The organism is Magnetospirillum sp. LM-5, from assembly GCF_902729445.1.
GTDB lineage: Bacteria > Pseudomonadota > Alphaproteobacteria > Rhodospirillales > Magnetospirillaceae > Magnetospirillum.
Genome location: NZ_CACVCE010000012.1, coordinates 12374 through 38794 on the forward strand (window position 1 = coordinate 12374; position 26421 = coordinate 38794).

Sequence of the window (26421 nt, forward strand, 5' to 3'; positions counted from 1 at the left end):
CCTAGCCTTGCAGCATACGGCGCAGCAGGTCCACGTCTTCCGAGAAATTCTGGTCCGAGGCCTTCAATTCCTCGACCTTCTTGACCGCGTGCATGACGGTGGTGTGGTCGCGGCCGCCGAACTTGCGGCCGATTTCCGGCAAACTGCGGCTGGTCAGCTGCTTGGCCAGATACATCGCCACCTGGCGCGGACGGGCGACCTGGCGCGAGCGCCGGGCCGAGCCCATCTCGGCCAGCTTGATGTTGAAATGCTCGGCGACCCGCTTCTGGATCTCCTCGATGGTGATGCGCCGGTCCGAGGCGCGCAGCAGGTCGTGCAGCACTTCCTGGGTGGTTTCCAGGGTGATGGCGCGGCCGACCAGCTGCGAATGGGCGACGACGCGGTTCAGCGCGCCTTCCAGCTCGCGGACGTTGCTGGCGATCTTGTGGGCCAGGAATTCCATCACCTTGGGCGGCACCGGCACGCCCATCTGCTCGGCCTTGGATTCCAGGATGCCCAGGCGCAGCTCGTAGGTGGTGGCGTGCAGGTCGGCGACCAGACCGGAATTCAGCCGCGACTTCAGGCGCTCTTCCATGCCTTCCAGGTCCGACGGCGACTTGTCGGCCGAGATGACGATCTGGCGGCCCTGATCGACCAGGGCGTTGAAGGTGTGGAAGAACTCTTCCTGGGTGGCGTCCTTGCCGGCGATGAACTGGACGTCATCGACCATCAGCACATCGACCGAGCGGAACTGTTCCTTGAAGCTCATGGTGTCCTGGCTTCGAAGCGCCCGGATGAAGCGGTACATGAACTTCTCGGCCGACAGGTAAAGGACGCGGCGGCTGGGATCGTGCTCGCGGATGTGCCAGGCGATGGCGTGCATCAGATGGGTCTTGCCCAGGCCGACGCCGCCATAGAGGAACAGCGGATTGAACGACACCTGGGCGGCCTCGGCCACCCGGCGGGCGGCGGCATAGGCGAATTCGTTGGGCTTGCCGACGACGAAATTCTTGAAGGTCAGGCGCTGATCCAACTGGGCGCCCAGTTCCTCGACCTCGGGGGCCGCCGGGCTGGCGGCGATGGCGGCCGGCGCCGAGGAGGCGACCAGGGTCGGCTTGGCAAGGGCCGTCTTGCCGGCCGCGGTGGCCCCGGCATCGACGACGATGTCGACGGCGCGGATCGACGGGTCCTCGGCGCCCCACAGGGCGCGCAGACGCTCGCCGTAATGGGTGGCGACCCAATCGCGCATGAAGCGGGTCGGCAGGGCCAGGCGGACGGCGCCGTCCTTCAGGCTGTGCACCACCACCGGGCGCAACCAGCTGCGCCAGGCGGCATCGCCGACCTCGTCGCGCAAGCGGCCTGCAATCCGCTCCCATTGGCTGTTGATCATTATTCTATCCCCGAACACTAGCCTTTAACGGACGTAAGATCGCCCGATCGTCTTGACCGGACGTCCCTTGGCCGAACACAAAAACGCGAGCGATGCGCGATGTGCGCAACCCCTCCCGTTTCGACGAACCCGATGTGAATGAAGGATTTCTTCCCTCATCCACGCCAACGCGCCGCGGTCCCCAAACCGGTGATCGGCGCGGTCGGCAGGTCCTTCCCACCCTGTAATCCCCAAACCCAATTAGTAGGTAACCACAATATGTGAACGCAAGGCAACGGCAATAAAGTAGTAGCACAATAAAAGTATCGCGCCCCCAATAAATAGCGGGGGTTATATTTAAAATTATAGCAAATGTTTGTCAGATTTACTTCGCTCGGGTCGAGCGAGGAACCGGACTCTATCGATCGATCCGACTCGATTCAACGGGATCGGAACAGGAACATGACAAATTTTTCGCTTGCAATCCGAAACCCCAGGGAATCCGCCGATTGCAAACGACAAGGGCCGCGCCCGAAAGGCGCGGCCCTTGAAAACAAAGGATTTTTCGCCCAGGCTTTAGGCCAGCGGCTTCATGTCCTTGACGCGGGCGGCCAGGCGCGAAACCTTGCGCGACGCGGTGTTCTTGTGCAGCACGCCAGCCTGGGCGCCGCGCACCAGCTCCGGCTCGGCGGCCAGGAAAGCGGCCTTGGCTTCTTCGGCGTTACCGGCAGCGATCGCCAGCTCGACCTTCTTGACGAAGGTGCGGATGCGGCTCACGCGGGCGCGGTTCACCTCGGTGCGGCGCTCGGTCTGGCGGATGCGCTTCTTTGCCGACTTGTGATGGGCCATGTGATCAACCTGCAAGATAAGGGTTCAGTCGAAATCGAAGGCGCGTTTATAAGTGCAGGGCATCGGGGGCGTCAAGCGGGAATCTTCACCGCGGGTCGGCTGGTGCAGGCGCGGGGGTGACTTGGGCTCCGTGGCGCGCTATGGTTCTTGATCACTTCGTTGCGCGAAAAGGCCGCCGCCATGGCCAGTGCCGTCCGCTTGATGCCGAACCATGACCCCCACTGGCGGGCCCGTCTGGCCCAGGCCCGGGCGCGTCAGGCCGACCTTCTGGGGCACGAGGGGCTGCTGACCGCCGCCGAGCAGGCCGAGCTTGAAAGCCTGCGCGGAATCATCAAGGAAGCCTTCCGCTCGGGCTTTCGCACCACCGCCGAATATCGCGATTTCCAGTTCGCGCGCGCGCGCGAGGTTCTGGATGCCGAGGGCATCGCCCTGGATCTGCCGTTCCTGCCCGACGACGCCACCCTGGACGAGATCGACCGCGCCCTGGCCGCCATCCGCCAGACCATCGAGGCGGCGACGGCGGGTTAGCCCCCCGTGAAAAAGTCCCTCGGCTCCCCTCATGGCGGCGGTCAAACACGAAAAATAGGCGCAGGGCCGCCCAGCAACCTGCCTGACAAGACAGTTGCCGAGCGGCCCCAGCCCCGGCCGATCGGACTATTGCGGAAGGACGACCATCGATACCGCCCCGCGCACGCGGCTGACGGCGTCTTGCATCTCGGTCTGGAAGCGCTCGCTGATGGCCTTGGCCGCCTGGGCCTGGTCGGCCGACATGGTGCGGAACACCTGCTCGGCCGATTCCTTGGTGCCGGTCAATCCGGCCTCGACGGCATCGACCGCCTTGCCGGCTTCGCGCACCTGGGTCTGGACCATGTTCAGGGTCTGCGGGTCCAGCGCCGACAACAGGTGCCCCAGGCCGCTGACGGCGTTGCGCAACTGCGCCCCGGTCTGCGACACCGGCAGGGCGGCGCCTTGCTGGACGGCGTTGTCGGCCAGGGTTCGCACCGCGGCGATCATGGTCTGCAATTGCTGGACGATGTCGGCGGGACCGGCGCCCTGACGCTGGCGCTCGTGGTCCTGCTGGGCCATCGAGGCTTCGGTCTGGCGCAAGGATTCCGGAAGCTCCCGATCAGCCGAGGACACCGCCGCAGCGGATTCGGATGCGGGAGACAACGAACTCAGGAATGAGGCGATTCTGCCGATTCCCATGAGCAAACCCCAAGAACGCGTCCTTTGGACGCTGAAGGACATCCTTTTCAGGAACTTACAGTGTAGCCTACTTTCTCGAAGGATTTCAAGTTGTGCGCAACGGCGCGGCCCGAGGGCCGCGCCGTCGGCGATCTGGAGCCGATCATTCGGCTGCGGCCGCCTCGGTCACCGGATGATCCAGCCGGGTCAGCATCTCCTTGGGGATCACCTGGACGAAGCGGGCGGATTCGCGGTCCCAATCGGCCAGCAATTCCTCGGCCCACTTGGATTGGGTCTCGAGGGCGTGCTCGCGCAGCAATCCTTCCAGCACGCCCAGCCAATGATTGGTCTGGACCTTCTGCCACACCACGCTTTCCGGGTTGACCCGGTTGCGGAAGGTGTCGTCGCCGTCATAGACGAAGGCCATGCCGCCGGTCATGCCGGCGGCGAAGTTGGCGCCCACCGGCCCCAGGATCACCGCGGTACCACCGGTCATGTATTCGCAGCCGTTGGACCCGCAGCCCTCGATCACGGTGATCGCCCCGGAATTTCGGACGGCGAAGCGCTCGCCGGCCTGGCCGGCGGCGAACAGCTTGCCGGCCGTCGCTCCGTACAGGCAGGTGTTGCCGATGATGGTGTTGAGGTTCGACGCAAGGTTGGACGATACCGACGGACGCACGACGATGGTGCCGCCCGACAGGCCCTTGCCGACATAATCGTTGGAATCGCCGAACACCTCGAGCTTCAGTCCCTGGACGGCGAAGGCGCCCAGGCTTTGCCCGCACGAGCCGCGCAGCCGCACGGTGATATGGCCGGGATTAAGCCCGGTCATGCCGTACTTCTTGGTGATCTTGTGGGACAGCTTGGTGCCGATGGCGCGTTGGACGTTGCGGACATTATAGGCCAGCTGCATCTTCTCGCCGTCTTCCAGGGCCGGGCCGGCATCCTGGATCATCTGGGCGTCCAGGGTCTCGGGAACCTCGTTCCTTTCTTCCTGGGTGCAGTGGCGGGCGAAGCCGCCGGCGTCGGCCTGGGCCAAGAGCGGGTTCAGGTCCAGATCGTCCAGGTGGGCGGCGCCGCGGCTGACCTGGCGCAGCAGGTCGGTGCGGCCGACGATCTCGTCCAGCGAGCGGGCCCCCAGGCTGGCCAGGATCTCGCGCACTTCCTCGGCGATGAAGGTGAACAGGTTTACCACCTTCTCGGGCGAGCCGGTGAAGCGGGCGCGCAGTTCGGGGTCCTGGGTGCAGACGCCGACCGGGCAGGTGTTGGAATGGCACTGGCGCACCATGATGCAGCCCAGCGCCACCAGGCTGGTGGTGCCGATGCCGAATTCCTCGGCGCCCAGCATGGCGGCGATGACGATGTCGCGGCCGGTCTTCAGGCCGCCATCGGTGCGCAGCTTGACCCGGTGGCGCAGCCGGTTCAGCGTCAGCAATTGGTGCGCTTCCGACAGACCCAGTTCCCACGGCAGGCCGGCGAACTTGATCGAGGTCTGGGGGCTGGCGCCGGTCCCGCCGACATTGCCGGAAATCAGGATGGTGTCGGCCTTGGCCTTGGCGACGCCGGCGGCGACGGTGCCGATGCCGGACCGGGACACCAGCTTGACCGTGACCCGGGCGTCGGGGTTGATCTGCTTCAGGTCATAGATCAACTGGGCCAGGTCTTCGATGGAATAGATGTCGTGGTGCGGCGGCGGGCTGATCAGCATGACGCCGGGGGTGGCGTGCCGAAGCTTGGCGATTTCCACCGTCACCTTGAAGCCGGGCAACTGGCCGCCCTCGCCGGGCTTGGCGCCCTGGGCGACCTTGATCTCGATCTCGCGGCACATGTTCAGGTATTCGGCGGTGACGCCGAACCGGCCCGAGGCGATCTGCTTGATGGCCGAGTTGGCGTTGTCGCCGTTGGGGCGCGGGCGATAGCGCTCGCGGTCCTCGCCGCCCTCGCCCGACACCGACTTGGCGCCGATACGGTTCATGGCGATGTTCAAGGTGCCGTGGGCTTCCGCCGACAGCGCCCCCAGGCTCATGCCCGGGGTCAGGAAGCGCTTTCTGATTTCAGTGATGGATTCCACCTCGTCGATCGGAATCGCCGCCGCATTGGGCTGGAAGTCCAGCAGGTCGCGGATGGTGATGGGCGCCAGCCGGCGCACGCCGTCGGAATATTTCTTGTAGGTGGTGTAGGAATCGGTCGACACCGCCGTCTGCAGCAGATGGATAAGCGTGCCGTCGAAGGCGTGGGCTTCCTGGCCGCGCCGCACGCGATAGAAGCCGCCGACCGGCAGCACCGCCGAGGCGGTGGCGAAGCCGGCGGCATGCTGGCGGGTGGTCTTCTTGGCGATGCCGTTCAGGCCGATGCCGGAAATGCGGCTGGTCATGCCGGGGAAGAACTCGGCCACCAGCGAGCGGGACAGGCCGATGGCCTCGAAGTTGCAGCCGCCGCGATAGGACGAGATCACCGAGATGCCCATCTTCGACATGATCTTCAGCAGACCCTGGTCGATGGCCTTCTTGTAGTTGCGCACGCATTCTTCCAGCGTGAGCCCGGGGAACAGGCCGCGGCGCCAGCGATCGGCGATGGCTTCCTGGGCCAGATAGGCGTTGACGGTGGTGGCGCCGACACCGACCAGCACGGCGAAGTATTGGACGTCCAGCGCCTCGCCCGAGCGGACGTTCAAGGACGTCCAGGTGCGCAGGCGCTCGCGCACCAGATGCGAATGCACGCCCCCGGCGGCCAGGATCATCGGCACGGCGGCGCGGCACGAATCCATGCTCTTGTCGGACAGGATCAGGTGGGTGCAGCCGGCGCGCACCGCCTCTTCCGCCTCGCGGCGGATGCGGGCCAGCGCGTCCTTCAGGGCATGCTCGCCGGCACTGGGATCGAAGGTGCAGTCGATCTCGGCGGCGGCGGCTCCCATGTGGCGGCGCATGGCCTCGAACTCGGCGGTGGACAGGACCGGGCTGTTGAGCGCCAGCACGTCGCACTGGCTTTCATGCTCGTCCAGGATGTTGCCCAGATTGCCCAGCCGGGTCCGCAGGCTCATCACCCGGGATTCGCGCAAGGAATCGATCGGCGGGTTGGTGACCTGGCTGAAGTTCTGCTTGAAGAAATGGTGCAGGCCCCGGTACTGGTCCGACAGGACCGCCAGCGGCGTGTCGTCGCCCATGGAACCGACCGCTTCCTTGGCCTCCTCGACCATCGGCTGCAAGATCAGCTCCATGTCTTCCATGGTCAGGCCATAGGCCAACTGGCGGCGGCGCAATTCCTCGGTCGACAGCTCGGCCGGCTCGTTGGCGGCGCTCTTGACCAGGCTGTCCAACTCGGTGATGCGCTTGGTCCACTCGCCATAGGGCTTCAAGGATGACAGCCAGTCCTTCAACTCGCCGTCGCGGTAAAGGCGGCCTTGTTCCAGATCGACGGCGATGGTCTGGCCCGGCCCGACGCGGCCCTTCTCGATGATGTCGGATTCCGCCACCTTGACCATGCCGGTTTCCGAGCCGACGATCAGCAGGCCGTCGGTGGTGATGGTGACGCGCATGGGACGCAGGCCGTTTCTGTCCATGCCGGCGATGACCCAGCGGCCGTCGGTGGCGCAGATGGCGGCCGGGCCGTCCCACGGCTCGATGACGGCGTTGCAATAGCCGAAGAAATGGCGGTGGGAATCGGGCATCAGGGCGTTCGAGCCCAAGGATTCCGGCACCAGCATCTGCTTGACCATCGGCGCGGTGCGGCCGGCGCGGACCATCACCTCGAAAACGTTGTCGAGCGCGGCCGAGTCCGAGCCGCCGGCCTGGATCACCGGCTTGATGTCCTCCATGTGGTCGCCGAAGGCTTCGTGGCCCATGCGCGGCTCGTGCGCCTTCATCCAGTTCAGGTTGCCCGACAGGGTGTTGATCTCGCCGTTATGGGCCAGCATGCGGAACGGCTGGGCCAGGCGCCAGGTCGGGAAGGTGTTGGTGGAATAGCGCTGGTGATAGATGGCGAAGCGCGACACGAAGCGCTCGTCCAGCAGGTCGGGATAGAAGCTGGTCAGCTGCTCGGCCAGGAACATGCCCTTGTAGATGATCGAGCGGCCCGACAGCGAACAGATATAGAAGTCGGTGATGTGCTCGGCCAGCACCAGCTTCTCGATGCGCCGGCGCAGGATGTAAAGATCGGTTTCGAACCGCTCTTCCGGCGTGCCAAGGGTGTTGGCGATCATGATCTGCTCGATCTCGGGGCGGGTGGCGTTGGCCTTCTCGCCGATGATCGAGACGTCGACCGGCACCTGGCGCCAGCCATAGATGGCATAGCCGAAATTCAAGATCTCGGCCTCGACGATGCAGCGGCAGCGTTCCTGCGCGCCCAGGTCGGCCTTGGGCAGGAAGATCATGCCCACACCCAGCCGGCCCGGCACCGGCTCGTGGCCGGTGTGGCGGATATGTTCCCGGAAGAAGTCCTGCGGCAGCTCGACATGGATGCCGGCGCCGTCGCCGGTCTTGCCGTCGGCATCGACGGCGCCGCGATGGAACAGCACCTTCAGGGCCTCGATGCCGGCGACCACCACGTCGCGGCGGGGCTTGCCGTCCAAGGTGGCGACCAGGCCGACGCCGCAGGCGTCGTGCGGCATGGTGTCGATGCCGGCCGCTTCCAGGATGGCGGCGTTCTTCAGGTACTCGGCTGCGAATTGCTCGCTCATGACAGGCTCCACGGTCGGGATGGTCCCGGAAGGGTCGAATGGGTTACTGGGCCGCCTTGGGCTTGGGCTTGGCCTTGTCCTTGGTCTTGTCCCGGGGCTTGGCCTTGATGTGGGAATCGATGGCGGCCGCCGCGTCGCGGCCGTCCTTGATCGCCCACACCACCAGCGAGGCGCCGCGCACGATGTCGCCGGCGGCGAACACGCCGTCCAGGCTGGTCATCAGGCGGTCGTCCACCGTCAGGGTGCCCCAGCGGGTGGTCTTCAGCCTGGGTTCGCCGAACAGGGCCGGCACGTCCTCGGGCTCGAAGCCCAGGGCCGAGATGACCATGTCGGCCGGCAGGTCGAAGCCCGAGCCCTCGATCACCTGCGGGCTGCGCCGGCCCGACGAATCGGGCATGCCCAGATGCATGCGGTGGGCGCGCACGGCCGTCACCTTGGTCTCGCCCAGCACCGCTTCGGGGGCGGCCATCCACACGAACTCGACGCCTTCTTCCTCGGCGTGGGCCACCTCGCGCTGGCTGCCGGGCATGTTGGCGCGGTCGCGGCGGTACAGGCACTTGACCGAGCGCGCGCCCTGGCGGATGGCGGTGCGCACGCAATCCATGGCGGTGTCGCCGCCGCCGATCACCACCACATTCTTGCCCTTGGCGTCGAGCGCCGGGTCAAGCCCCTGGTCGCCCAGATCGGCGCGGTTGGACCGGATCAGGTAATCCAGCGCGGCATGAACGCCGGCCAGCTTGGCGCCTTCGCAATCCAGCCCCCTGGCGCGATAGACCCCGGTGGCGATCAGGACGGCGTCGTGGCGCTCGCGCAGGTCGGCGAAGGACAGATCGCGGCCGATCTCGGTGCCCGAGACCAGGGTGACGCCGCCTTGCGCCAGCAGCTTGGTGCGGCGCTCGACCACGTTCTTTTCCAGCTTGAAGCCGGGGATGCCATAGATCAGCAGGCCGCCCATGCGGTCGTGGCGGTCATAGACGGTGACCTGATAGCCGATCCGGCGCAGCGCTTCCGCCGCCGCCAGACCGCCCGGCCCGCCGCCGACGATGCCGACCGAGGCGGCCAGTTCGCGCGGCGGCACCACCGGCTCGACCCAGCCCTCGGCGAAGGCGGTTTCGGTGATGTGCTTCTCGATGGCGCCGATGGTGACGCCGCCATGCTTGGATTGCTCGAGGACGCAATGGCCCTCGCACAGGCGGTCCTGCGGGCAGATGCGGCCGCAAATCTCGGGGAAGGAATTGGTCGAGGCGGCCATCTGGTAGGCCTCCTCCATCCGGCCGGTGGCCGACAGCATCAGCCAGTCGGGGATGTTGTTCCCCAGCGGGCAGCGGATTTGACAGAACGGAATGCCGCATTGCTCGCAGCGCGAGGCCTGGTCGCCGGCCCGCTCGGGTTCGAAGGCGCGGCTGATCTCGCGGAAGTCGCCGCGCCGCTCGGCCGCCGGGCGCTTGGCGGGCTGGCAGGGATCCAGGCGGGTGAATTGCAGCATCTTGCGAGCCATGGCAACGGACCTTGGAAAGGGAATGATCGGACGATTCTTTTACGGCAGGAAGGTTGCCGAATTCCAGAAGATTCTTCGGCAAAGGACAGTCATGCTGCCATAAAATGACAGATTGAACCGGTGCGTCGGCCGACCGGGGCTGGAATCTTCGGCGAATTGGTACCGAAACGAGACTATCGCGCTTTAACAATCGGTTAAGAAATGCCCTCCAATACCCTGACCTCATTCATTTTTCTTGTCATTGTGGACCGTGAAACACTATAGTCGCGGGGTCTGGAAAACAGGGGGTCTCCCGTCGTGCCGTACCGCGCCCTTGCCGTGCTGTGTTTGCTGCTGGCCTTGTCGGCCTGCGCCCGCGGTCCGGCGCCCTCGGCCTTCGTCTTCGGCCCGCCGGCCCAGCCGCCGTTGGTCGATCCCGACGCCGCCTGCCTGCAGGACTTGGCGGCGCTGCAGGTGGCCTATCAGCCGGTGCAGGCCTTCGGCGACCCCGAACAGGGGTGCGGCATCGCCAATCCGGTCAGCGTCAGCGCCTCGGGCGCCCAGTTCAACCGCCCCAGTGTGATGACCTGTTCCCTGGCCCGCACGGTGGCGCAGTTCGAGCAGCAGATCATTCAGCAGGCGGCGCTGGCCCGCTTCGGCCAGCCGGTCAGGAAGATTCTGCATGCCGGCACCTATGATTGCCGCATGCGCAGAAACGGCGCCACCTTGGCCGCCGCCGGCTCGACGGCGTCGAAGGGCGGCCGGTTGTCCGAGCATGCCAAGGGTCAGGCCATCGACATCGTGGGCTTCGAACTGGCCGACGGCACCCCGATCTCGGTCAAGAAGGACTGGCGCGGGGCCGGCACCAAGTCGGCCTTCCTGCACGAGGTGGCGCGGGGGTCATGCAGCACCTTCAATGTGGTGTTGACCCCCAACCATGACCGCTTGCACCAGGACCATCTGCATCTGGATATCGGCCCCCACACATTGTGTGGTTATTAGGGGCTCCACCACCTTGTGATTTGGTGGTCGCATGTTATGATTCCCGACCGCCCGCGATAACAACAAGCCGTACAAGCGGGCCGGCCAAAAACCCTGTTCAGGGGGCGGAGGACACTTTGGAGATGAAGCAACCATCCGGTCGCGGCCGGGCGGGGGGCGGGCTGTCATGCTGATCGCCAGCGCCCTTTTGTCCTTGCCGCTGCTGTCGCTGTTCATCATCGCCTTCGGGCGGTGGGAGCGGGCGCACGCGGTGGCCTATGCCGGTTGCTTCATCGCCTGCGTCTCGCTGTTTTCGGGCGGGCTGGAACATCTGGGCGGGGTGTGGGGGGCGCCCAGCCTGGTGCTTCCGTTCGGTCTGCCGTGGCTGAAGGCGCATTTCCGCATCGACAATCTGTCGGCCCTGTTCCTGCTGGTGATCAATTTCTCGGGTGCGATCGCCTCGGCCTACGCCATCGGCTATTCCGAGCATCTGCATGAACGCCGCCGGGTCACGCCGTTCTATCCCTTGTTCCTGTTCGGCATGAACACCGTGCTGGTCGCCGACGACGCCTTCGTCTTCCTGGTGGCGTGGGAATTCATGTCGCTGGCCTCGTGGCTGATGGTGCTGGCCGACCATGAAAAGCCCGACAATCGCCGGGCCGCGGCGGTCTATCTGATGATGGCGGTGTTCGGCACCTTCTGCCTGTTGCCGGCGCTGGGCCTGATGGCCGGGGCCGGCGGCGACTATACCTTCGCCGCCATGCGGCTGAAGGACCTGACCGGGGTGACCGGCTTCCTGGTGGTGCTGCTGACCCTGTTGGGCACCGGTTCGAAGGCCGGACTGGTGCCGTTGCATGTGTGGCTGCCATTGGCCCATCCGGCCGCGCCCAGCCATGTCTCGGCCCTGATGAGCGGCGTCATGACCAAGGTTGCCCTGTACGGGCTGATCCGCATCCTGTTCGACCTGCACGGCGATGTCGGCTGGCAGTGGGGCGCGGCGATGATGGTGGTCGGCGGCATCACCGCCGTCATGGGCGTGCTGTATGCGGTGATGCAAGACGACATCAAGACGCTGCTGGCCTATTCCACCGTCGAGAATGTGGGCGTGGTGGTGATCGGTCTGGGCCTGGCCATCGCCTTCAAGGCCGACGGCGAGAATCTGCTGGCCGCCCTGGCCCTGGTCGCCGGGCTTTACCACATCGTCAACCACTCGGTATTCAAAAGCCTGCTGTTCCTGGGGGCCGGCGCGGTGATCACCGCCACCGGCAAGCGCTCGATCAGCGCGCTCGGCGGATTGCTGAACCGGCTGCCGGTGACGGGCGCGGCCTTCCTGGTCGGCGCTGCCGCCGCCTCCAGCCTGCCGCCCCTGAACGGCTTCGTGTCGGAATGGCTGATCCTGCAGACCCTGTTCAAGGGGCCGGGCCTGCCCCATTGGGCGATGAAGTTCGGCGTGCCGGTGGTCGGCGCCTTGCTGGCCCTGGCCGCCGCCCTGGCCGCCGCCTGTTTCGTCAGGGCCTACGGCGTCGCCTTCCTGGGCCGGCCGCGCACCGATGCCGCCCGCCAGGCGGGCGAGGTCACCTTCGGCATGCGCGCCAGCCTGGTGGTGCTGGCCGGCGCCTGCGTGGTGCTGGGCGTCATCCCGGTCACCGTCACCGACGCGCTGTCCCATGTGGTGCAGCCGCTGACCGGGGTGTCGTTCAAGGTGTCGGCCGATCTGGGCTGGCCGTGGCTCAGCCCGGTCTCGTCCAATCGCGGGTCCTATTCCGGCACGGTGCTGGTGATGGTCGGGCTGGCGCTGTTCGGGGCGGTGATCTTGCTGGTGCACCGTTTCGGCACCGAGGCGGTGCGCCGCGCGGACGCCTGGGATTGCGGCCACCGGGAAGACATTCCCCAGACCCAATATACCGGCCCGTCCTTCGCCCAGCCGATCCGCCGGGTGTTTGGCGGCACCGTGTTCCGGGCGCGTGAGAGCGTGATGATGCCGCCGCCCGGCGACGATTCGCCCGCGCGCCATACGGTGTCGATGATCGACCCGGTGTGGGACGGCGTCTATGGCCGCATCGGCGGCATCGTCAACTGGGCGGCCGATCTGGTCAACCGGCTGCAATACCTGACGGTGCGCGGCTATCTGCTGATGATGTTCTGCACTCTGGTCTTCATGCTTCTGGTGGTCGCGGTGAGGCAGCAATCATGACGGCGGTGGTCTGGCAAATCGTGCAGATCGTGCTGGTGCTGGCGACGGCGCCGCTGGTCACCGGCTGGGTGCGCTGGGTCAAGGCGCGCCTGAACGGCAGGCGCGGTGCGCCGCCCTGGCAGCCCTACCGCGATTTCTATCGTCTGCTGCAAAAGGAAGCGGTGGTGGCCCATTCGGCCTCGTGGATCTTCCGCGCCGCGCCCTACATCACCTTCGCCTCGGTGTGGCTGGCCGCGTGCATCGTGCCGACCTTCACCACCAACATCTTCCTGGCCCCGGCCGCCGACCTGATCGCCCTGGTGGCGTTGCTGGCCATCGGCCGGTTCTGGACCGCGCTGGCCGGCATGGATGTCGGCACCGCTTTCGGCGGCCTGGGTGCTTCCCGCGAGATGATGATCGCCTCGCTGGCCGAGCCGGCCATGCTGATGGTGACCTTCTCGCTGTCCTTGGTGGCCGGCACCACCCAGCCGGCGCAGATCGTCGTGTTCGTGCTGGGCGGCAATGTCGGCATCGAGGTCAGCCTGGGCCTGGCGCTGGCCGCCATGCTGATGGTGGCCATCGCCGAGAACGGCCGCATCCCCATCGACAACCCCGCCACCCACCTGGAGCTGACCATGGTGCACGAGGCGATGGTGCTGGAATATTCCGGCCGCCACCTGGCGATGATCGAGGCGGCGCAGATGGTGCGGCTGACCTTGTTCATGGCCCTGATCGCCTGCCTGTTCGCGCCGTGGGGCATGGCCATGCCCGGGGCCGGGCTGCCCGGCATCCTGGTCGGCATGGCCGCCTTCGCCGCCAAGCTGTTCATCCTGGCCACCGCTCTGGCCTGGTTCGAGACGGTGATCGCCAAGATGCGGGTGTTTCGTTATTCCGACTTCCTGGGCGGCGCCCTGCTGCTGGGACTTCTGGCCACCATCTTCCTTTACGTGTCGGAGGCTGTCTGATGCTGCAGCAGTTCTCCTATGACCTTGCCCACCTGATCGGCGCCACCGTGCTGATGGCCGGGTTCGGCATGCTGTACCAGCGCCGGCTGTTCGCCGTTTTGAACACCTTCGCCTTCCAGGCGCTGGCCCTGGCGGCGGCGGCCGCCTGGCAGGCCCATGTCCAGAACGCGCCGCATCTTTACGCCACCGCCGCCATCGCCCTGATCTTCAAGGCCATCGCCGTGCCGATCGCCCTGCATTGGCTGGTCGAACGCCTAGGCATCCACCGCACGGTGGAAACCGCCTTGTCGATCGGCTGGACCATGATCGTCGGCGTCGCCCTGGTGGCGCTGGCGATCATGCTGGTGCTGCCGGTCACCGCCAAGGCCGCGGCGCTGACCCGCGAATCGCTGTCGATCGCGATGTCGGTCGTGCTGCTGGGCATGCTGATGATGATCACCCGCAGGAATGCGGTGACCCAGGTGGTCGGCTTCATGGCCCTGGAAAACGGGCTGATCCTGGCCGCCGTCTCGGCCAAGGGCATGCCGCTGGTGGTGGAAATCTCGATCGCTTTTTCGGTGCTGGTGGCGATGACGGTGTTCGGCATCTTCTTCTTCCGCATCCGCGAGCGCTTCGACAGCCTGGATCTGCATTTCCTGGAAACCTATCGGGGGGACCGGCAATGAGCGTGACAGCGGCCATGCAGGCCGGCGCCGCCAACCCGATCTTGTGGATCCTGGCCATACCGCTGGGGGCCGCCGGCTTCCTGGCCGTCCTGCCGGGCTGGCGGCTGGCGACCTGGCTGAACGTGGCGGTGTCGGGGGCGACGTTCCTGTCGTCGCTGGTGCTGTTCCAGCACCGCCCCGAGCCGACCCGATTGCTGTTCATCGACGATTTCAACGTCTATCTGGTGGCGCTGACCGCCTTCGTCGGCTTCACCACCTCGATCTTCTCGGCCGCCTATATCAGCCGGGAATCACGGGCCAAGCATCTGTCGGACATGCATCTGCGCTTCTATCACGCGATGTATCAGGCCTTCTTGTTCACCATGCTGCTGGCCCTGGTCGCCAACAATATCGGCGTGATGTGGGTGGCGGTCGAGGCGGCGACCCTGACCACCGTCTTGATGGTCAGCCTGTACCGCACGCGCGAAGCCATCGAGGCGGCGTGGAAATATTTCATCTTGTGCTCGGTCGGCATCGGCCTGGCGCTGTTCGGCACCACCTTGGTCTATCTGGCGGCCCAGCCGGTGATGGGCGACGGCGCCGACGCCATGGCCTGGACCTTGCTGATCACCAAGGCGGCCGGCTTCCACCCCGACCTGTTGAACCTGGCCTTCGTGTTCCTGCTGGTGGGCTATGGCACCAAGGTCGGTCTGGCCCCCTTGCACGCCTGGCTGCCCGACGCCCACGCCGAAGGCCCGACGCCGATCTCGGCGGTCCTCTCGGGGCTGCTGCTGAACGTCGCCCTTTATGCGTTGCTGCGCTTCAAGATGCTGATCTCGACCAATCCCGAGACGCTGGCGCCCGGCCCGCTGATGATCATGATGGGCCTGTCCAGCCTGTTCCTGTCGGGCTTCATGCTGTACCGGCGCGGCGACATCAAGCGGTTGTTCGCCTATTCCTCGATCGAGCATATGGGCGTCATCACCTTCGCCTTCGGCCTGGGGGGCGCGGTGGCCAACTTCGCCGGCCTGATGCACATGACCATGCACAGCCTGACCAAGTCGGCGATCTTCTTCGCGGTGGGCATCATCACCCAGAATGCCGGCACCAAGCGCATCGCCGACATTCGCGGCCTGACCGCCAGCCATCCGGTGCTGGGTTGGGGCTTCGTCATCGCCGTGCTGGCCATCGCCGGCCTGCCGCCGATGGGGGTGTTCATGAGCGAGTTCCTGGTCGTCACCTCGGCCTTCTCGAAGCAGCCGCTGCTGGCGCTTCCGCTGGTGGTCGGGCTGCTGCTGGCCTTCGGCGCCCTGGTGTCGCGCCTGCAGGGCATGGCGTTCGGGCCGCCGCCGCCGCCCAACCGCCGCGCCCATGGCGGCGGCAACTGGCTGGGAACCATGATGGCCACCGTGCCGCTGTGGCTGCATGTGGCGTTGGTGATGATCGCCGGCCTTTGGCTTCCGGCGCCCCTGGTGGCGTGGTTCGAAGCCGTGGCCAAATTGCTGGGATGACCGCGCGATGATGGGCAACATCACCCTGATGGAGTTTCTGTCGGCCGGCCGCGAGGTGGCGGGCCACAAGCCCTGGCCGCGCTTCCAGCTGGATGCCCGCACCTGGCGCAAGCTGGCCGAGCAGATGACGGTGTCCAACTGGGAAATCATGGCCGAATGGGGCGAGCCGGCCGAGGTGCACGTCCTGCTGCGCGGCGAGGATTCGGGCGCCATCGCGGTGGCGTCGCATCCTTGTCCCGACGGCAAGTTCTTCGCCCTGGGCCAGGCGCGACCGTCGGCGATCCGGCTGGAGCGGGCCATCCGCGACCTGTGGGGCCTGGTGCCCGAGGGGCTGGAGGACCAGCGTCCGTGGCTGGATCATGGCCGCTGGGGCGTCAAGCACCCGCTGGGCAAGCCGCGCGAGACCGAGGCCAAGGCCACCACCTATCGCTTCCACACCGCCGAAGGCGACGGCCTGCACCAAATCCCGGTCGGCCCGGTCCATGCCGGCGTGATCGAGCCCGGCCATTTCCGCTTCCATTGCCAGGGCGAGACGGTGGTGCGGCTGGAACAGCGGCTGGGTTATGTCCACAAGGGCATCGCCGGGCTGACCGCCGGCAAGCCGATCATGGATGCCGGTCGCATCGTCGCCCGCGTCTCGGGCGATGCCACGGTGGCCTATTCGCTGGCTTTCGCCCGCGCCGTCGAGGCGGCCCTGGGGCTGGAGCCGCCGCCGCGCGCGGTATGGCTGCGCGCCCTGATGGCCGAGTGCGAGCGCATCGCCAACCATCTGTTCGACATCGGCGCCATCTGCAACGACGCCGCCTTCTCGATCATGCTGTCCCATCTGGGCGCGCTGCGCGAGACGGTGCTGCGGGCCAACGCCGCCTGTTTCGGCCATCGCCTGCTGATGGACCAGATCATCCCCGGCGGCGTCGTCCGCGACCTGCCCGACGATGGCCCGGCCATCTTGCACCACGCCCTGCATGCGGTGAAGAAGGGCTTCCACCGCGCCATGCAGTTGTACGACGAGACGCCGTCGCTGTTGGACCGCACCACCGGGACCGGCTTCCTGTCCGGCGCGCTGGCGCATCGCTTCGCCGCCGGCGGCTTCGTCGGCCGCGCCTCGTCGCGCGGCCAGGATGCCCGGCGCAATCCCGGCTATCCGCCCTATGAGGACCTGACCTTCACCGTGCCGGTGATGAATGACGGCGACGTCCATGCTCGCCTGATGATCCGCGCCGAGGAGATCAAGGCCTCGGTTTCCCTGATCGAGCAGATCCTGGCCGCCATGCAGCCCGGCCCGATCGCGGCGCCGGTCGCTCTGCGCGGTGCCGGCGAGGGGGTGGCGGTGGTCGAAAGCTTCCGCGGCGACGTGGTGGTGTGGGTGCGGGTGTCGGAAGCCGGCAAGATCGTGCGGCTGCATGCCCACGATCCGTCCTGGTTCCAATGGCCGCTGCTGGAAGCCGCCATCGAGGGCAACATCGTCGCCGACTTCCCGTTGTGCAACAAGTCCTTCAATTGTTCCTATTCGGGCCAGGATTCGTGACATGCCGCTGATTCCGCCGATCGCCCGCATCATCGCCCGCCACCTTCTGCGCGGGCCGCTGACCATGAAGGGCGCGCCCGATCCCGATCCGGCCGGGCTGATGGAGCTGGGCGATTCCCTGGGCGATCTGTCGCGCGCCCGTCTGGGCCGCAGCCTGGCGATTCGCGCCGTCGATGCCGGCAGCTGCAATGGCTGCGAGCTGGAAATCCACGCCGTCAACAATCCGGTTTACGACCTGGAACGCTTCGGCATCCGCTTCGTCGCCAGCCCGCGCCATGCCGACGTGCTGCTGGTCACCGGGCCGGTGGCCTGGAACATGGCCGAAGCCCTGCGCCGCACCTATGACGCCACGCCCAACCCGCGTTGGGTGGTGGCGATGGGCGATTGCGGGCGCGACGGCGGCTGCTTTGCCGGGTCCTATGCGGTGGCGGGCGGGGTGTCGGCCATCGTGCCGGTCGACCTGCATATTCCCGGCTGTCCGCCGACGCCGACCGCACTGCTGTCCGGCTTGTTGGCCCTGCTGCAGACGGTGGACGGAAGGTAGGCGATCACATCGCGAAGGCTTTTTCCGCCTGGCGGATCTGGCCGATGCCCTGGATCATTTCCGAGGCCATGAAGTCGGCGCGCTTGACCGGGCCGCCCATGTTGGGGCGCGGGAACATGCGGGCGAAGGAATTCATCTTCACCGTCAGGCCGCACAGCACCGATCCGATGGTGACGTGATAGCGCTCGATCAGCGTCTTGACCTGGCGGAACTCTTCCTGGTTCAGGTTGCCCCACATCTCGCGGGTGCGCTTCTCGAACACTTCCAGCCGGCCGGTGATGGCCGCCGACATGTTGTTGATGGTGTCCTCGATGGTGTCGCAGGTCTTCATCAGACCGGCATCCTGCTTCAGCTGGAAATGCGTGCGGATCGGCTTCATCGATTCGACGCAGGCGGTGAAATAGGGCTCCAGCCGGTCCAGGCAGTGGCGGAAATAAGACAGCGACAGGAAGGTGTCGCCGTAATCTTCCAGGAAGCGCGGCACCTCGAAGATGTCGATGTTCAAGCTGGTGGCCATCTGTTCCAGGCGCTGACGGGCCTTGCGGACGTCGGGGTCGCGGAACAGATGCAGCAGGTCCTCGTAGGTGTTCACGTTCACCGCTTCGTCGGCATAGATCAGCTTCATCAGCGGCCGGGTGAACATCATCATGTACTTGGTCAGCTCGTTGGCCTTGTCCGGCGACAGCTTCAGGGCCGAATAATCGTTCACCGGAATGCCGTGCTCGCGCAAGCTGATGCGCAGCGAATAGACGTCGTAGCTGGGCAGCAACGCCAATCGGCGCAAGATCGCGTGATCGGGATGCAGTTCGATATCCGGCCAGTTGAACATGCGCGGCAGGCTGTCGATATCGACCTGGCCCGACCCGGTCTGGGCGTCCTGGAAGATTTCGATCACGCTCTTCAGGCGCACGTTCTTGATCAGCTTGGCGCTTTGCAAAGCCGGCGTCTGCAACGGAATGATCGACAGCGGCAACACGAACATGGAATCCATGTCGCTGTCGGCTATCGCACTAAGCTCTTCGTCCATCGAACCCCTAGTGCACTGACTTGTTCAAATGGCACACTGACCCTTTGAACAAGTCAGTGCACAATCCATCGATCTCGTGGCCCGATGCCTGCGAAAGATGCTCCCCCGCAATTTCGCAGGCATTGGCGCACGGGCACCGAAGCCGGTTGCGCCGCCATATTGCCGTGAAAAGTGATCGTGGGAAACTGCGAAATTGCCGCGATTATATAAGGACATTTTAATGTGACGCGGTATATTGGGGCCAGCGTCACCCCGCCCGAACCGGAGGACCCGTCCCGTGACCCGCGCCCGACTGATTGCTTTCGCCCTGCTGGCGACGTTTCTTGTCTCTGTCGCCCAGGCGGCTGACATTCGATTCTTTCAGTTGGGAACCGGTCCGACCGGCGAGACACGCTTTCCCATCGGCGGCCTGATCGCCAACGCGCTGTCGAACCCGCCGGGTTCGCGCGAGTGCGAAAAGGGTGGCAGCTGCGGCGTGCCGGGCATGGTGGCGGTGGCCAAATCGACCGGCGGCTCGATCGCCAATGTCGAGGCCATCGGCGCCAAGCGGCTGGATGCCGCCCTGGTCCAGGCCGACATCGCCTATTGGGCCTATCACGGCTCGGGCATCTACAAGGCCAAGGGCGCGGTGCAGAACCTGCGCGGCATCGCCATGCTGTATCCGGAAAGCATGCATCTGGTCGCCCGCAAGGATGCCAAGATCAAAAGCGTGCGCGACCTCAAGGGCAAGCGGGTGTCGTTCGGCGAGAAGGATTCCGGCTCGCTGGTGCATGGCCGCGTGCTGTTGACCGCCTATGGCGTGGCCGAGACCCAGGTCAAGCTGTCGTTCCTGAAGCCCGGCCCGGCGGCCGATGCCATGGCGGCCGGCCAGTTGGACGCCATGCTGGTGGTCGATGCCTATCCGGTCCCGACGGTGGCCGAATTGGCCAAGACCACCGCCATCGACCTGGTGCCGATCTCCGGCCCCGAGGCCGAGAAGATCCTGGCCCAGATGCCGTTCTTCCAGGCCGGCAGCATCCCTGCCGCCTTGTACGAGGGGGTTCGCGACGCCAACCTGACGCTGGATGTCGGCGTCGCCCTGGTCACCGGCGCCGAGCAGCCCGACGCCCTGATCTACGACATCACCAAGGCGCTATGGCAGCCCTCGACCCAGAAGCTGCTGGCCGAGGCCAACAGCCGCGGCCGCTTGATCAAGCTGGACGCCAAGGCGATCGCCCGCATGGGCATCCAGCTGCATGGCGGTGCCTCCAGCTATTATTTCGATGCGGGGATGACGCCTTAGGGCGGGCCGACCTTCAGGCGATTCCTGCCAAAATGAAGTGACGGCAGAGATTTCAGACACAGATGAACACAGATAAACGCAGATGAAATAAGGGCTTTTTCATCGGTGTCCCGCGCAGCGGGAATCTGTGTTCATCGGTGTCCCATATCCAGCCCTTGCCGAAGGGTAGCGCGCCCCGGCTCTATTTCTCGGGGTGGACGTCCAGGAAGACCTTGGCCTCGAAGACGATGTAGGCGTCGATCATGGCGCGGTAGATGTTCTCGATCAGCGTCGGATCGCAGCCTTCCTCGTTGGCCAGATGGCGGACCTTCGAGATCACTTCTTCGATGCGGTCGCGATCGACCACCTGATGCTTGGTCGCCTTGAAGTTGGGGGCCTGGGCGACGTAGGTGGCGCGCTCGGCCAGCAGCGGCACGATCTGGCGATCCAGGCGGTCGATATGGGCGCGGACGTCGTTCAGGTCCTTGCAGTGGGCCATTTTTAGCTCTCCTTAGTACGCATACTCGGCGAACAAGGGATCGACGCTCCCCTGCCAGCGGCCGATATAGGCTTCCAGCATCTCCTCGGCCGGCGTCCGGCCCGATTGCAAGATGGCCATCAGCGGCTCGAGATAGATGCTCTCGTCACGGCCCGATTCCGAGAGGCGGGCGCGGTTCTTCAGGCCGATCGCCGCCAGGTCCAGCACGTCTTCCCCGATCTCCTCCAGGCTGCGGCCGCCGACGCGGGCGGCCAAGCCTTCGCGCGGGACGGCGGTGCGCAAGCGTTCGCGTTCCTCGATCGACCAATCCTTGACCAGATCCCAGGCGCCATCCAGGGCGGCGGTGTCGTACAGCAGGCCGACCCACAGGGCCGGCAGGGCGCAGATGCGCCGCCACGGCCCGCTGTCGGCCCCGCGCATTTCCAGATATTTCTTCAGCCGCACTTCCGGGAAGGCGGTGGTCAGATGGTCCATCCAGTCGCCGATGGTGGGGACCTGGCCGGGCAGGGCCGGCAGGCGGCCGGCCATGAAATCCCTGAACGACTGGCCCGAGGCATCGATGTACTGACCGTCGCGATAGACGAAATACATCGGCACATCCAACATGTAATCGACATAGCGTTCGAAGCCGAAGCCCGGCTCGAACACGAAAGGCAGCATGCCGCAACGATCGGGATCGGTGTCGGTCCACACGTCGGAGCGGGTCGACAGCAGGCCCGACGGCTTGCCCTCGATGAAGGGCGAACTGGCGAACAGCGCGGTCGCCAGTGGCTGCAGCGCCAGCGACACCTGGAACTTGCGCGCCATGTCGGCTTCCGAGGCGAAGTCCAGATTGACCTGCACGGTGCAGGTCCTGAGCATCATGTCCAGCCCCTTCGATCCGCGCTTGGGCATGTAGTCGCGCATGATGCGATAACGGCCCTTGGGCATCCAGGGCGTGTCCTCGCGGCGCCATTTCGGCTGGAAGCCGACGCCCAGGAAGCCGATATCCAAGGGGGCGGCGACGTCCTTGACCTGCTTCAAGTGGGTATAGGTCTCGACGCAAGTCTGATGGATGGTTTCCAAGGGCGCGCCCGACAATTCCAGCTGCCCGCCCGGCTCCAGCGTCACCGACGAGCCGGTATCGTCGATCAGGGCGATCAGGGTGCCGTTTTCCAGCACCGGCCGCCAGCCGAAGCGCGACAGACCTTCCAGCATGGCGCGGATGCCGCGCTCGCCCTCATAGGCCAGCGGGCGCAAATCGTCCATGGTGAAGCCGAACTTCTCGTGCTCGGTGCCGATACGCCAGGCCTCGGCCGGCTTGCAGCCCGATTCGATGTACTCGACCAACTGGCGCTTCGACGTGATCGGCTCGCCGCTGGGTTTGGCCGGTGCGGACATGGGATTCCTTGACAAGTGGGGGGCGGCACCGCGCTGTGCTGACCAGCAAACGCCTTCGCGTCCGCAGCGTCAAGCGTCCATTTGGAGACGGAAAGTCCCGCCGTCAATGGGCGGGCGTGGGTTCCGGGCGGCCCTGTACCGCCTTGGCCGGGACGGTTTCCGGGTCGCGCAACACGTAGCCACGCCCCCACACCGTCTCGATATAGTTGTCGCCGCCGGTGGCGGTGGACAGCTTCTTCCTGAGCTTGCAGATGAAGACGTCGATGATCTTCAATTCGGGCTCGTCGATACCGCCATACAGGTGGTTCAGGAATTGCTCTTTGGTCAGGGTCTGGCCCTTGCGCAAGCTCAACAGTTCCAGGATGCCGTATTCCTTGGCGGTCAGGTGCAACGGCTCGCCTTCGGCATCCACCGTGCGCTGATCCAGGTTGACCGCCAGCTTGCCGGTCTTGATCACCGACTGGGCGTGGCCCTTCGAGCGGCGCACGATGGCCTGGATGCGGGCCACCAGTTCGCCCTTGTCGAACGGCTTGGTCAGGTAATCGTCGGCCCCGAAGCCCAGGCCCTTGATCTTCTTGTCCGGCTCGGTCAGCCCCGACAGGATCAGGACCGGCGTCTCGATGCGCGATGACCTGAGGCGTCGCAGCACCTCGTAGCCGTCCATGTCGGGCAGCATCAGATCCAGCAAGATGATGTCGTAATCATAGAGCTTGCCGATTTCCAGCCCGTCCTCGCCCAGCGCGGTGGAATCGACCACCATGCCTTCGGCCTTCAGCATCGTCTCGATCAACTGGGTCATCATCCGGTCGTCTTCGACCACCAACACGCGCATCGTGGCAATCCCTGTTCGGCGGGGTCCATTGAGGATGTGGTAACCTTCGCGGGCGTATATTAACCATTTCCGGCGGCTGTTGTTAACCTCTTATCAAGATTCGCTCCAATCGATGAAATTTCTCGTCCGAAACGTGGTCACCGACATCGAGCGCGTCACCGGCATCCAGGTCTATGGCCGGGTGGCGGCGGTGCAGGGCATGCTGATCGAGGCCGGCGGCGTGCAGCGCCAGATTTCGGTCGGCGACCGCTGCCATGTCATCGCCCGCGACGGCCGCCGCGTGCCCTGCGAGGTGGTGGGGTTCCGCTCGGGGCGCGCCCTGTTGATGCCGTTCGTCGCCATCGATGGTGTCGGCCTGGGCTGCCGCACCGAGGTCCAGGATTCCGAGCCGGTGATCTATCCCGAGTCTCATTGGCTGGGCCGGGTGATCAACGCCTTCGCCCAGCCGGTCGATGGGCTGGGGCCGTTGCCGGTCGGCGACGAGGCCTTTCCCATCCGCGCCCGGCCGCCTTCGGCCCATTCGCGCCAGCGTGTGGCCGGCAAGGTCGATCTGGGGGTGCGCTCGGTCAACACCTTCCTGACCATGTGCCGCGGCCAGCGCATGGGCATCTTCGCAGGCTCCGGCGTCGGCAAAAGCTCGATCCTGTCGATGATGACCAAGAACACCAGCTGCGATGTCGCGGTGATCGGGCTGATCGGCGAACGCGGCCGCGAGGCGCGTGAATTCATCGAGGACGATCTGGGGCCCGAGGGCATGAAGAAGGCCGTGATGGTGGTATCGACCTCGGACGAAAGCCCGCTGATGCGCCGCCAGGCCGCCTATGTGACGCTGGCGGTGGCGGAATATTTCCGCGACCAGGGCAACGACGTCTTGTGCATGATGGATTCGGTCACCCGCTTCGCCATGGCCCAGCGCGAGATTTCGCTGTCGGCGGGCGAGCCGCCGGCCTCGAAGGGCTATACGCCGACGGTATTCGCCGAATTGCCGCGCCTGTTGGAGCGCGCCGGCCCCGGTACCGCCAAGGGTTCGATCACCGGCCTGTTCACCGTGCTGGTCGATGGCGACGACCATAACGAGCCGATTTCCGACGCGGTGCGCGGCATCCTGGACGGTCACGTCGTGCTGGACCGCGCCATCGCCGACCGTGGCCGCTATCCGGCGGTCAACGTGCTGCGCTCGGTGTCTCGAACCATGCCGGCCTGCAACAACGAGCAGGAAAACGCCCTGGTCAGCAAGGCCCGGCGGCTGATGGCCACCTACGAGGACATGGCCGAGCTGATCCGCCTGGGCGCCTATCGGCGCGGCACCGACCCGGCGGTGGACGAGGCCATCCATTATTACCCGCAACTGGAAGCCTTCCTGGGCCAGAAGAAGACCGAGGCCAATTCGCTGCAGCAATGCTACGCCATGCTGGCCAACATCCTGGGCATGCCGTTCGACGGCGACGGGATGGGAGGACGCTAATCCATGGCCAGGAACGCCAAGGGCATCAAGACCCTGATCCGACTGTCGAAGTTCAATGTCGATGAAAAACGCCGGGTGCTGACCAGCCTGCAGACCGCCGAGGACCAGATCCTGGCCGATATCGATCACGCCGAACACCGCCTGATCGAGGAACAAAAGATCGCGGCGGCCGACGCCACCGGGGTCGGCTATCTGTACGGGGCCTATCACCGCGCCTGGCGCGACCACAGGAACGAGCAGGACCGCGCCCTTTTGAACGTGCGCGCCCAGATCGAGGCCGCCCGCGACGATTTGGCCGAGGCCTACCGTGAACTCAAGACCTACGAGGTCACCCAGGCCAATCGCGAGAAGCAGGAACGCGAGGAAGCCGACCGCAAGGAACAGATCTTCCTGGACGAGGTCGGCATGACCCAGTTCCGCCGCAGGGAAGAGGCCGCGAGCGAGGGCTGACCAGCGTCAAGGCGTGGCGGGCCGTATATCACTATGTCGTGATATTTACGCGCCACCGGAGTCCGCCGCCATGCCCCGCCGTTTCGTCCACCGCCATCAACAACCGCTGCACCCGCGCACCTGGATCAAGGCCGCGCTGGGCGGCCTGATCGGTGTCGGCCTGGTGGCGATGCTGGGCGAGTGGAGCGGCCTGCCGCTGCTGGTGGCGCCGCTGGGGGCATCGGCGGTGCTGTTGTTCGGCCTGCCGGACAATCCGCTATCGCAGCCGGCCAATCTGATCGGCGGCCATCTGATCGCCACCACCCTGGCCCTGCTGCTGGATGCCTGGCTGCCCCACAGCTTCTGGACCATGGCGTTGGCGGTAGGGCTGGTCATCGGCATTCTGGGACTGGCGCGCCTGACCCATCCGCCGGCGGGGGCCGACCCGATCGTGGTGATGATGGTCCATCCCGGCTGGGACTTCCTGTTGACCCCGGTGCTGGCCGGCACCGTGGCCCTGGTGTTGCTGGCCCTGGCGATCCACCGTTTGCCGCCGCGGGTGGTCTATCCGCTGCCGGTCGGCCGATCGGGCTGAGCGGCGAAAAGCCGTGTACAGCGTCGGGTCGGCTGTGGTTCTTAGGGGGCGTCTTCGTCCGCTTGCCAAGTGATGCCCGCACCCGTGACCCAACTGACCGCCTATCTCGCCGCCGAAGGCTTCGAGGCCGACCTGGACCAGGAACTGGCCGGTGCCGCCATCTTGCGCCGGCACGGCCGGCTGGTCCTGACCGAAGGGCCGGCCATCGCCGCCGCCTGGGCGGCCAATATCTGGCATGACGCCCGCATCATTCCCATCGCCTCGATCGGCGAGGGCGCCAAGGCGTTGCGCGCCATCCAGCGCAATTGGTGGCCCTATGCGCCGACGCTTCACCGCCGCACCGCCTTGATGGTGGAAAAGCTGCCCAAGGTGTCGGCCAAGCCGATCAGTTTCGGCCAGCCGGCTCCCACCGCGCCGCTGGGTTCGTTCACCTTGCTCGACGAGTCCACCCTGCTGGCCGCCGGCCATTGCTCCAGCGCTTTCCCCAATGGCGAGCTGACTTTCGTCGAGGATCGGGTCAATCCGCCCAACCGCGCCTATCTGAAACTGTGGGACGTGTTCACCCGGCTGGGCGTCCATCCGGCCCCCGGCGAACTGTGCGTCGATCTGGGCGCCTGTCCCGGCGGCTGGACCTGGGTGCTGGCCGGACTGGGGGCCAGGGTGATCAGCGTCGACAAGGCGCCGCTCGACCCCAGGATCGAGGCGATGGAGGGCGTGATGGTCCGCAAGGAAAGCGCGTTCGGTCTTGCCCCGGCCGACCTGGGGCCGGTCGATTGGCTGTTTTCCGACGTCATCTGCTACCCCGAGCGGCTGCTGCGTCTGGTCGAGCGCTTCATCGCCGCCGGCACCGTCAAGAATTTCGTCTGCACCATCAAGTTCCAGGGCGAGACCGACCATGCCATGGCCGCCGCCTTTGCCGCCATTCCCGGTTCGGCGGTGATGCATCTGCATCATAACAAGCACGAACTGACCTGGGTGCGGTTGGCCACAGTTGCCTTGCCCGACGGGACGGTTTAAACCTTCCCTGTGCATTTCCGCCCGCCTGCAGGGGTA

At 65.8% G+C, this 26421-nt stretch carries 22 protein-coding genes; 13 read left to right on the top strand and 9 right to left on the bottom strand.

What is annotated here, in order from left to right:
* Position 1: 1 nt before the first annotated feature.
* A complete protein-coding gene (dnaA, locus tag MTBLM5_RS06140) occupies positions 2-1369 on the bottom strand; it encodes a chromosomal replication initiator protein DnaA (RefSeq protein WP_173974892.1) in 1368 nt (455 codons plus the stop codon).
* 555 nt (positions 1370-1924) lie between these two features.
* A complete protein-coding gene (rpsT, locus tag MTBLM5_RS06145; protein WP_173974893.1) occupies positions 1925-2197 on the bottom strand; it encodes a 30S ribosomal protein S20 in 273 nt (90 codons plus the stop codon).
* Between the two features lie 147 nt (positions 2198-2344).
* On the opposite strand from rpsT, the gene MTBLM5_RS06150 reads away from it, so the two are divergent.
* Positions 2345-2725, top strand: coding sequence for a hypothetical protein (locus tag MTBLM5_RS06150; protein ID WP_173974894.1), 381 nt, complete (start codon positions 2345-2347; stop codon positions 2723-2725).
* A 126-nt stretch (positions 2726-2851) separates the two neighbouring features.
* On the opposite strand, the gene MTBLM5_RS06155 is transcribed toward MTBLM5_RS06150, so the two are convergent.
* The 3 genes from MTBLM5_RS06155 to MTBLM5_RS06165 all read right to left on the bottom strand — a co-directional run bounded on the left by MTBLM5_RS06155 (position 2852) and on the right by MTBLM5_RS06165 (position 9555).
* Positions 2852-3304, bottom strand: coding sequence for a hypothetical protein (locus MTBLM5_RS06155; RefSeq protein ID WP_173974895.1), 453 nt, complete (start codon positions 3302-3304; stop codon positions 2852-2854).
* Positions 3305-3545: 241 nt separating this feature from the next.
* Entirely contained in the window at positions 3546-8057 is a 4512-nt protein-coding gene (gene gltB, locus MTBLM5_RS06160; RefSeq protein ID WP_173974896.1) for a glutamate synthase large subunit, read from the bottom strand.
* Between the two features lie 43 nt (positions 8058-8100).
* A complete protein-coding gene (locus MTBLM5_RS06165) occupies positions 8101-9555 on the bottom strand; it encodes an NAD(P)-dependent oxidoreductase (RefSeq protein ID WP_173974897.1) in 1455 nt (484 codons plus the stop codon).
* Between the two features lie 297 nt (positions 9556-9852).
* Between MTBLM5_RS06165 and MTBLM5_RS06170 the strand changes: the two genes are divergently transcribed.
* The 7 genes from MTBLM5_RS06170 to MTBLM5_RS06200 all read left to right on the top strand — a co-directional run bounded on the left by MTBLM5_RS06170 (position 9853) and on the right by MTBLM5_RS06200 (position 17880).
* The gene (locus tag MTBLM5_RS06170; RefSeq protein WP_254430929.1) at positions 9853-10536 is read left to right on the top strand and encodes an extensin family protein; all 684 of its coding nucleotides are present in this window, start codon (positions 9853-9855) and stop codon (positions 10534-10536) included.
* A gap of 166 nt (positions 10537-10702) precedes the next feature.
* Positions 10703-12709: a hydrogenase 4 subunit B gene (gene hyfB / locus MTBLM5_RS06175; RefSeq protein ID WP_173974898.1), complete on the top strand. Its 2007-nt coding sequence runs from the start codon at positions 10703-10705 to the stop codon at positions 12707-12709.
* Complete coding sequence (locus MTBLM5_RS06180) at positions 12706-13653, top strand: respiratory chain complex I subunit 1 family protein (RefSeq protein WP_068498503.1); 948 nt, start codon at positions 12706-12708, stop codon at positions 13651-13653. Before hyfB ends, MTBLM5_RS06180 begins: the two co-directional genes overlap by 4 nt.
* The gene (locus MTBLM5_RS06185; protein WP_068498501.1) at positions 13653-14318 is read left to right on the top strand and encodes a hydrogenase-4 component E; all 666 of its coding nucleotides are present in this window, start codon (positions 13653-13655) and stop codon (positions 14316-14318) included. The genes MTBLM5_RS06180 and MTBLM5_RS06185 overlap by 1 nt, the downstream gene beginning before the upstream one ends.
* Entirely contained in the window at positions 14315-15808 is a 1494-nt protein-coding gene (locus MTBLM5_RS06190; RefSeq protein ID WP_173974899.1) for a hydrogenase 4 subunit F, read from the top strand. The genes MTBLM5_RS06185 and MTBLM5_RS06190 overlap by 4 nt, the downstream gene beginning before the upstream one ends.
* A gap of 7 nt (positions 15809-15815) precedes the next feature.
* The gene (locus tag MTBLM5_RS19105) at positions 15816-17336 is read left to right on the top strand and encodes a hydrogenase expression protein HypE (RefSeq protein WP_305792050.1); all 1521 of its coding nucleotides are present in this window, start codon (positions 15816-15818) and stop codon (positions 17334-17336) included.
* A gap of 1 nt (position 17337) precedes the next feature.
* Positions 17338-17880, top strand: a complete 543-nt coding sequence (locus tag MTBLM5_RS06200; protein WP_217424982.1) for an NADH-quinone oxidoreductase subunit B family protein — start codon at positions 17338-17340, stop codon at positions 17878-17880.
* 4 nt (positions 17881-17884) lie between these two features.
* Here the strand turns inward: MTBLM5_RS06200 and MTBLM5_RS06205 are convergent, their stop codons facing one another.
* A complete protein-coding gene (locus MTBLM5_RS06205) occupies positions 17885-18907 on the bottom strand; it encodes a hypothetical protein (protein WP_173974900.1) in 1023 nt (340 codons plus the stop codon).
* A gap of 277 nt (positions 18908-19184) precedes the next feature.
* On the opposite strand from MTBLM5_RS06205, the gene MTBLM5_RS06210 reads away from it, so the two are divergent.
* Entirely contained in the window at positions 19185-20189 is a 1005-nt protein-coding gene (locus tag MTBLM5_RS06210) for a TAXI family TRAP transporter solute-binding subunit (protein ID WP_254430930.1), read from the top strand.
* Between the two features lie 181 nt (positions 20190-20370).
* On the opposite strand, the gene MTBLM5_RS06215 is transcribed toward MTBLM5_RS06210, so the two are convergent.
* The 3 genes from MTBLM5_RS06215 to ctrA form a co-directional block, all read right to left on the bottom strand.
* Entirely contained in the window at positions 20371-20667 is a 297-nt protein-coding gene (locus tag MTBLM5_RS06215) for a chorismate mutase (RefSeq protein ID WP_068498491.1), read from the bottom strand.
* A 12-nt stretch (positions 20668-20679) separates the two neighbouring features.
* Positions 20680-22047 carry a glutamate--cysteine ligase gene (locus tag MTBLM5_RS06220; protein ID WP_173974902.1) on the bottom strand — a complete coding sequence of 456 codons (1368 nt, stop codon included), beginning with the start codon at positions 22045-22047 and terminating at the stop codon, positions 20680-20682.
* Between the two features lie 103 nt (positions 22048-22150).
* Positions 22151-22879, bottom strand: coding sequence for a response regulator transcription factor CtrA (gene ctrA, locus MTBLM5_RS06225; protein WP_173974903.1), 729 nt, complete (start codon positions 22877-22879; stop codon positions 22151-22153).
* A 112-nt stretch (positions 22880-22991) separates the two neighbouring features.
* Here ctrA and fliI point away from each other — a divergent pair, with 112 nt between their 5' ends.
* From fliI to MTBLM5_RS06245, 4 genes are all read left to right on the top strand, one after another.
* Entirely contained in the window at positions 22992-24344 is a 1353-nt protein-coding gene (gene fliI / locus MTBLM5_RS06230; protein ID WP_173974904.1) for a flagellar protein export ATPase FliI, read from the top strand.
* 3 nt (positions 24345-24347) lie between these two features.
* Positions 24348-24794, top strand: a complete 447-nt coding sequence (locus MTBLM5_RS06235) for a flagellar export protein FliJ (protein ID WP_173974905.1) — start codon at positions 24348-24350, stop codon at positions 24792-24794.
* A gap of 70 nt (positions 24795-24864) precedes the next feature.
* Positions 24865-25368, top strand: coding sequence for an HPP family protein (locus tag MTBLM5_RS06240; protein ID WP_173974906.1), 504 nt, complete (start codon positions 24865-24867; stop codon positions 25366-25368).
* Between the two features lie 72 nt (positions 25369-25440).
* Positions 25441-26385: an SAM-dependent methyltransferase gene (locus tag MTBLM5_RS06245; protein ID WP_173974907.1), complete on the top strand. Its 945-nt coding sequence runs from the start codon at positions 25441-25443 to the stop codon at positions 26383-26385.
* Positions 26386-26421: the final 36 nt, after the last annotated feature.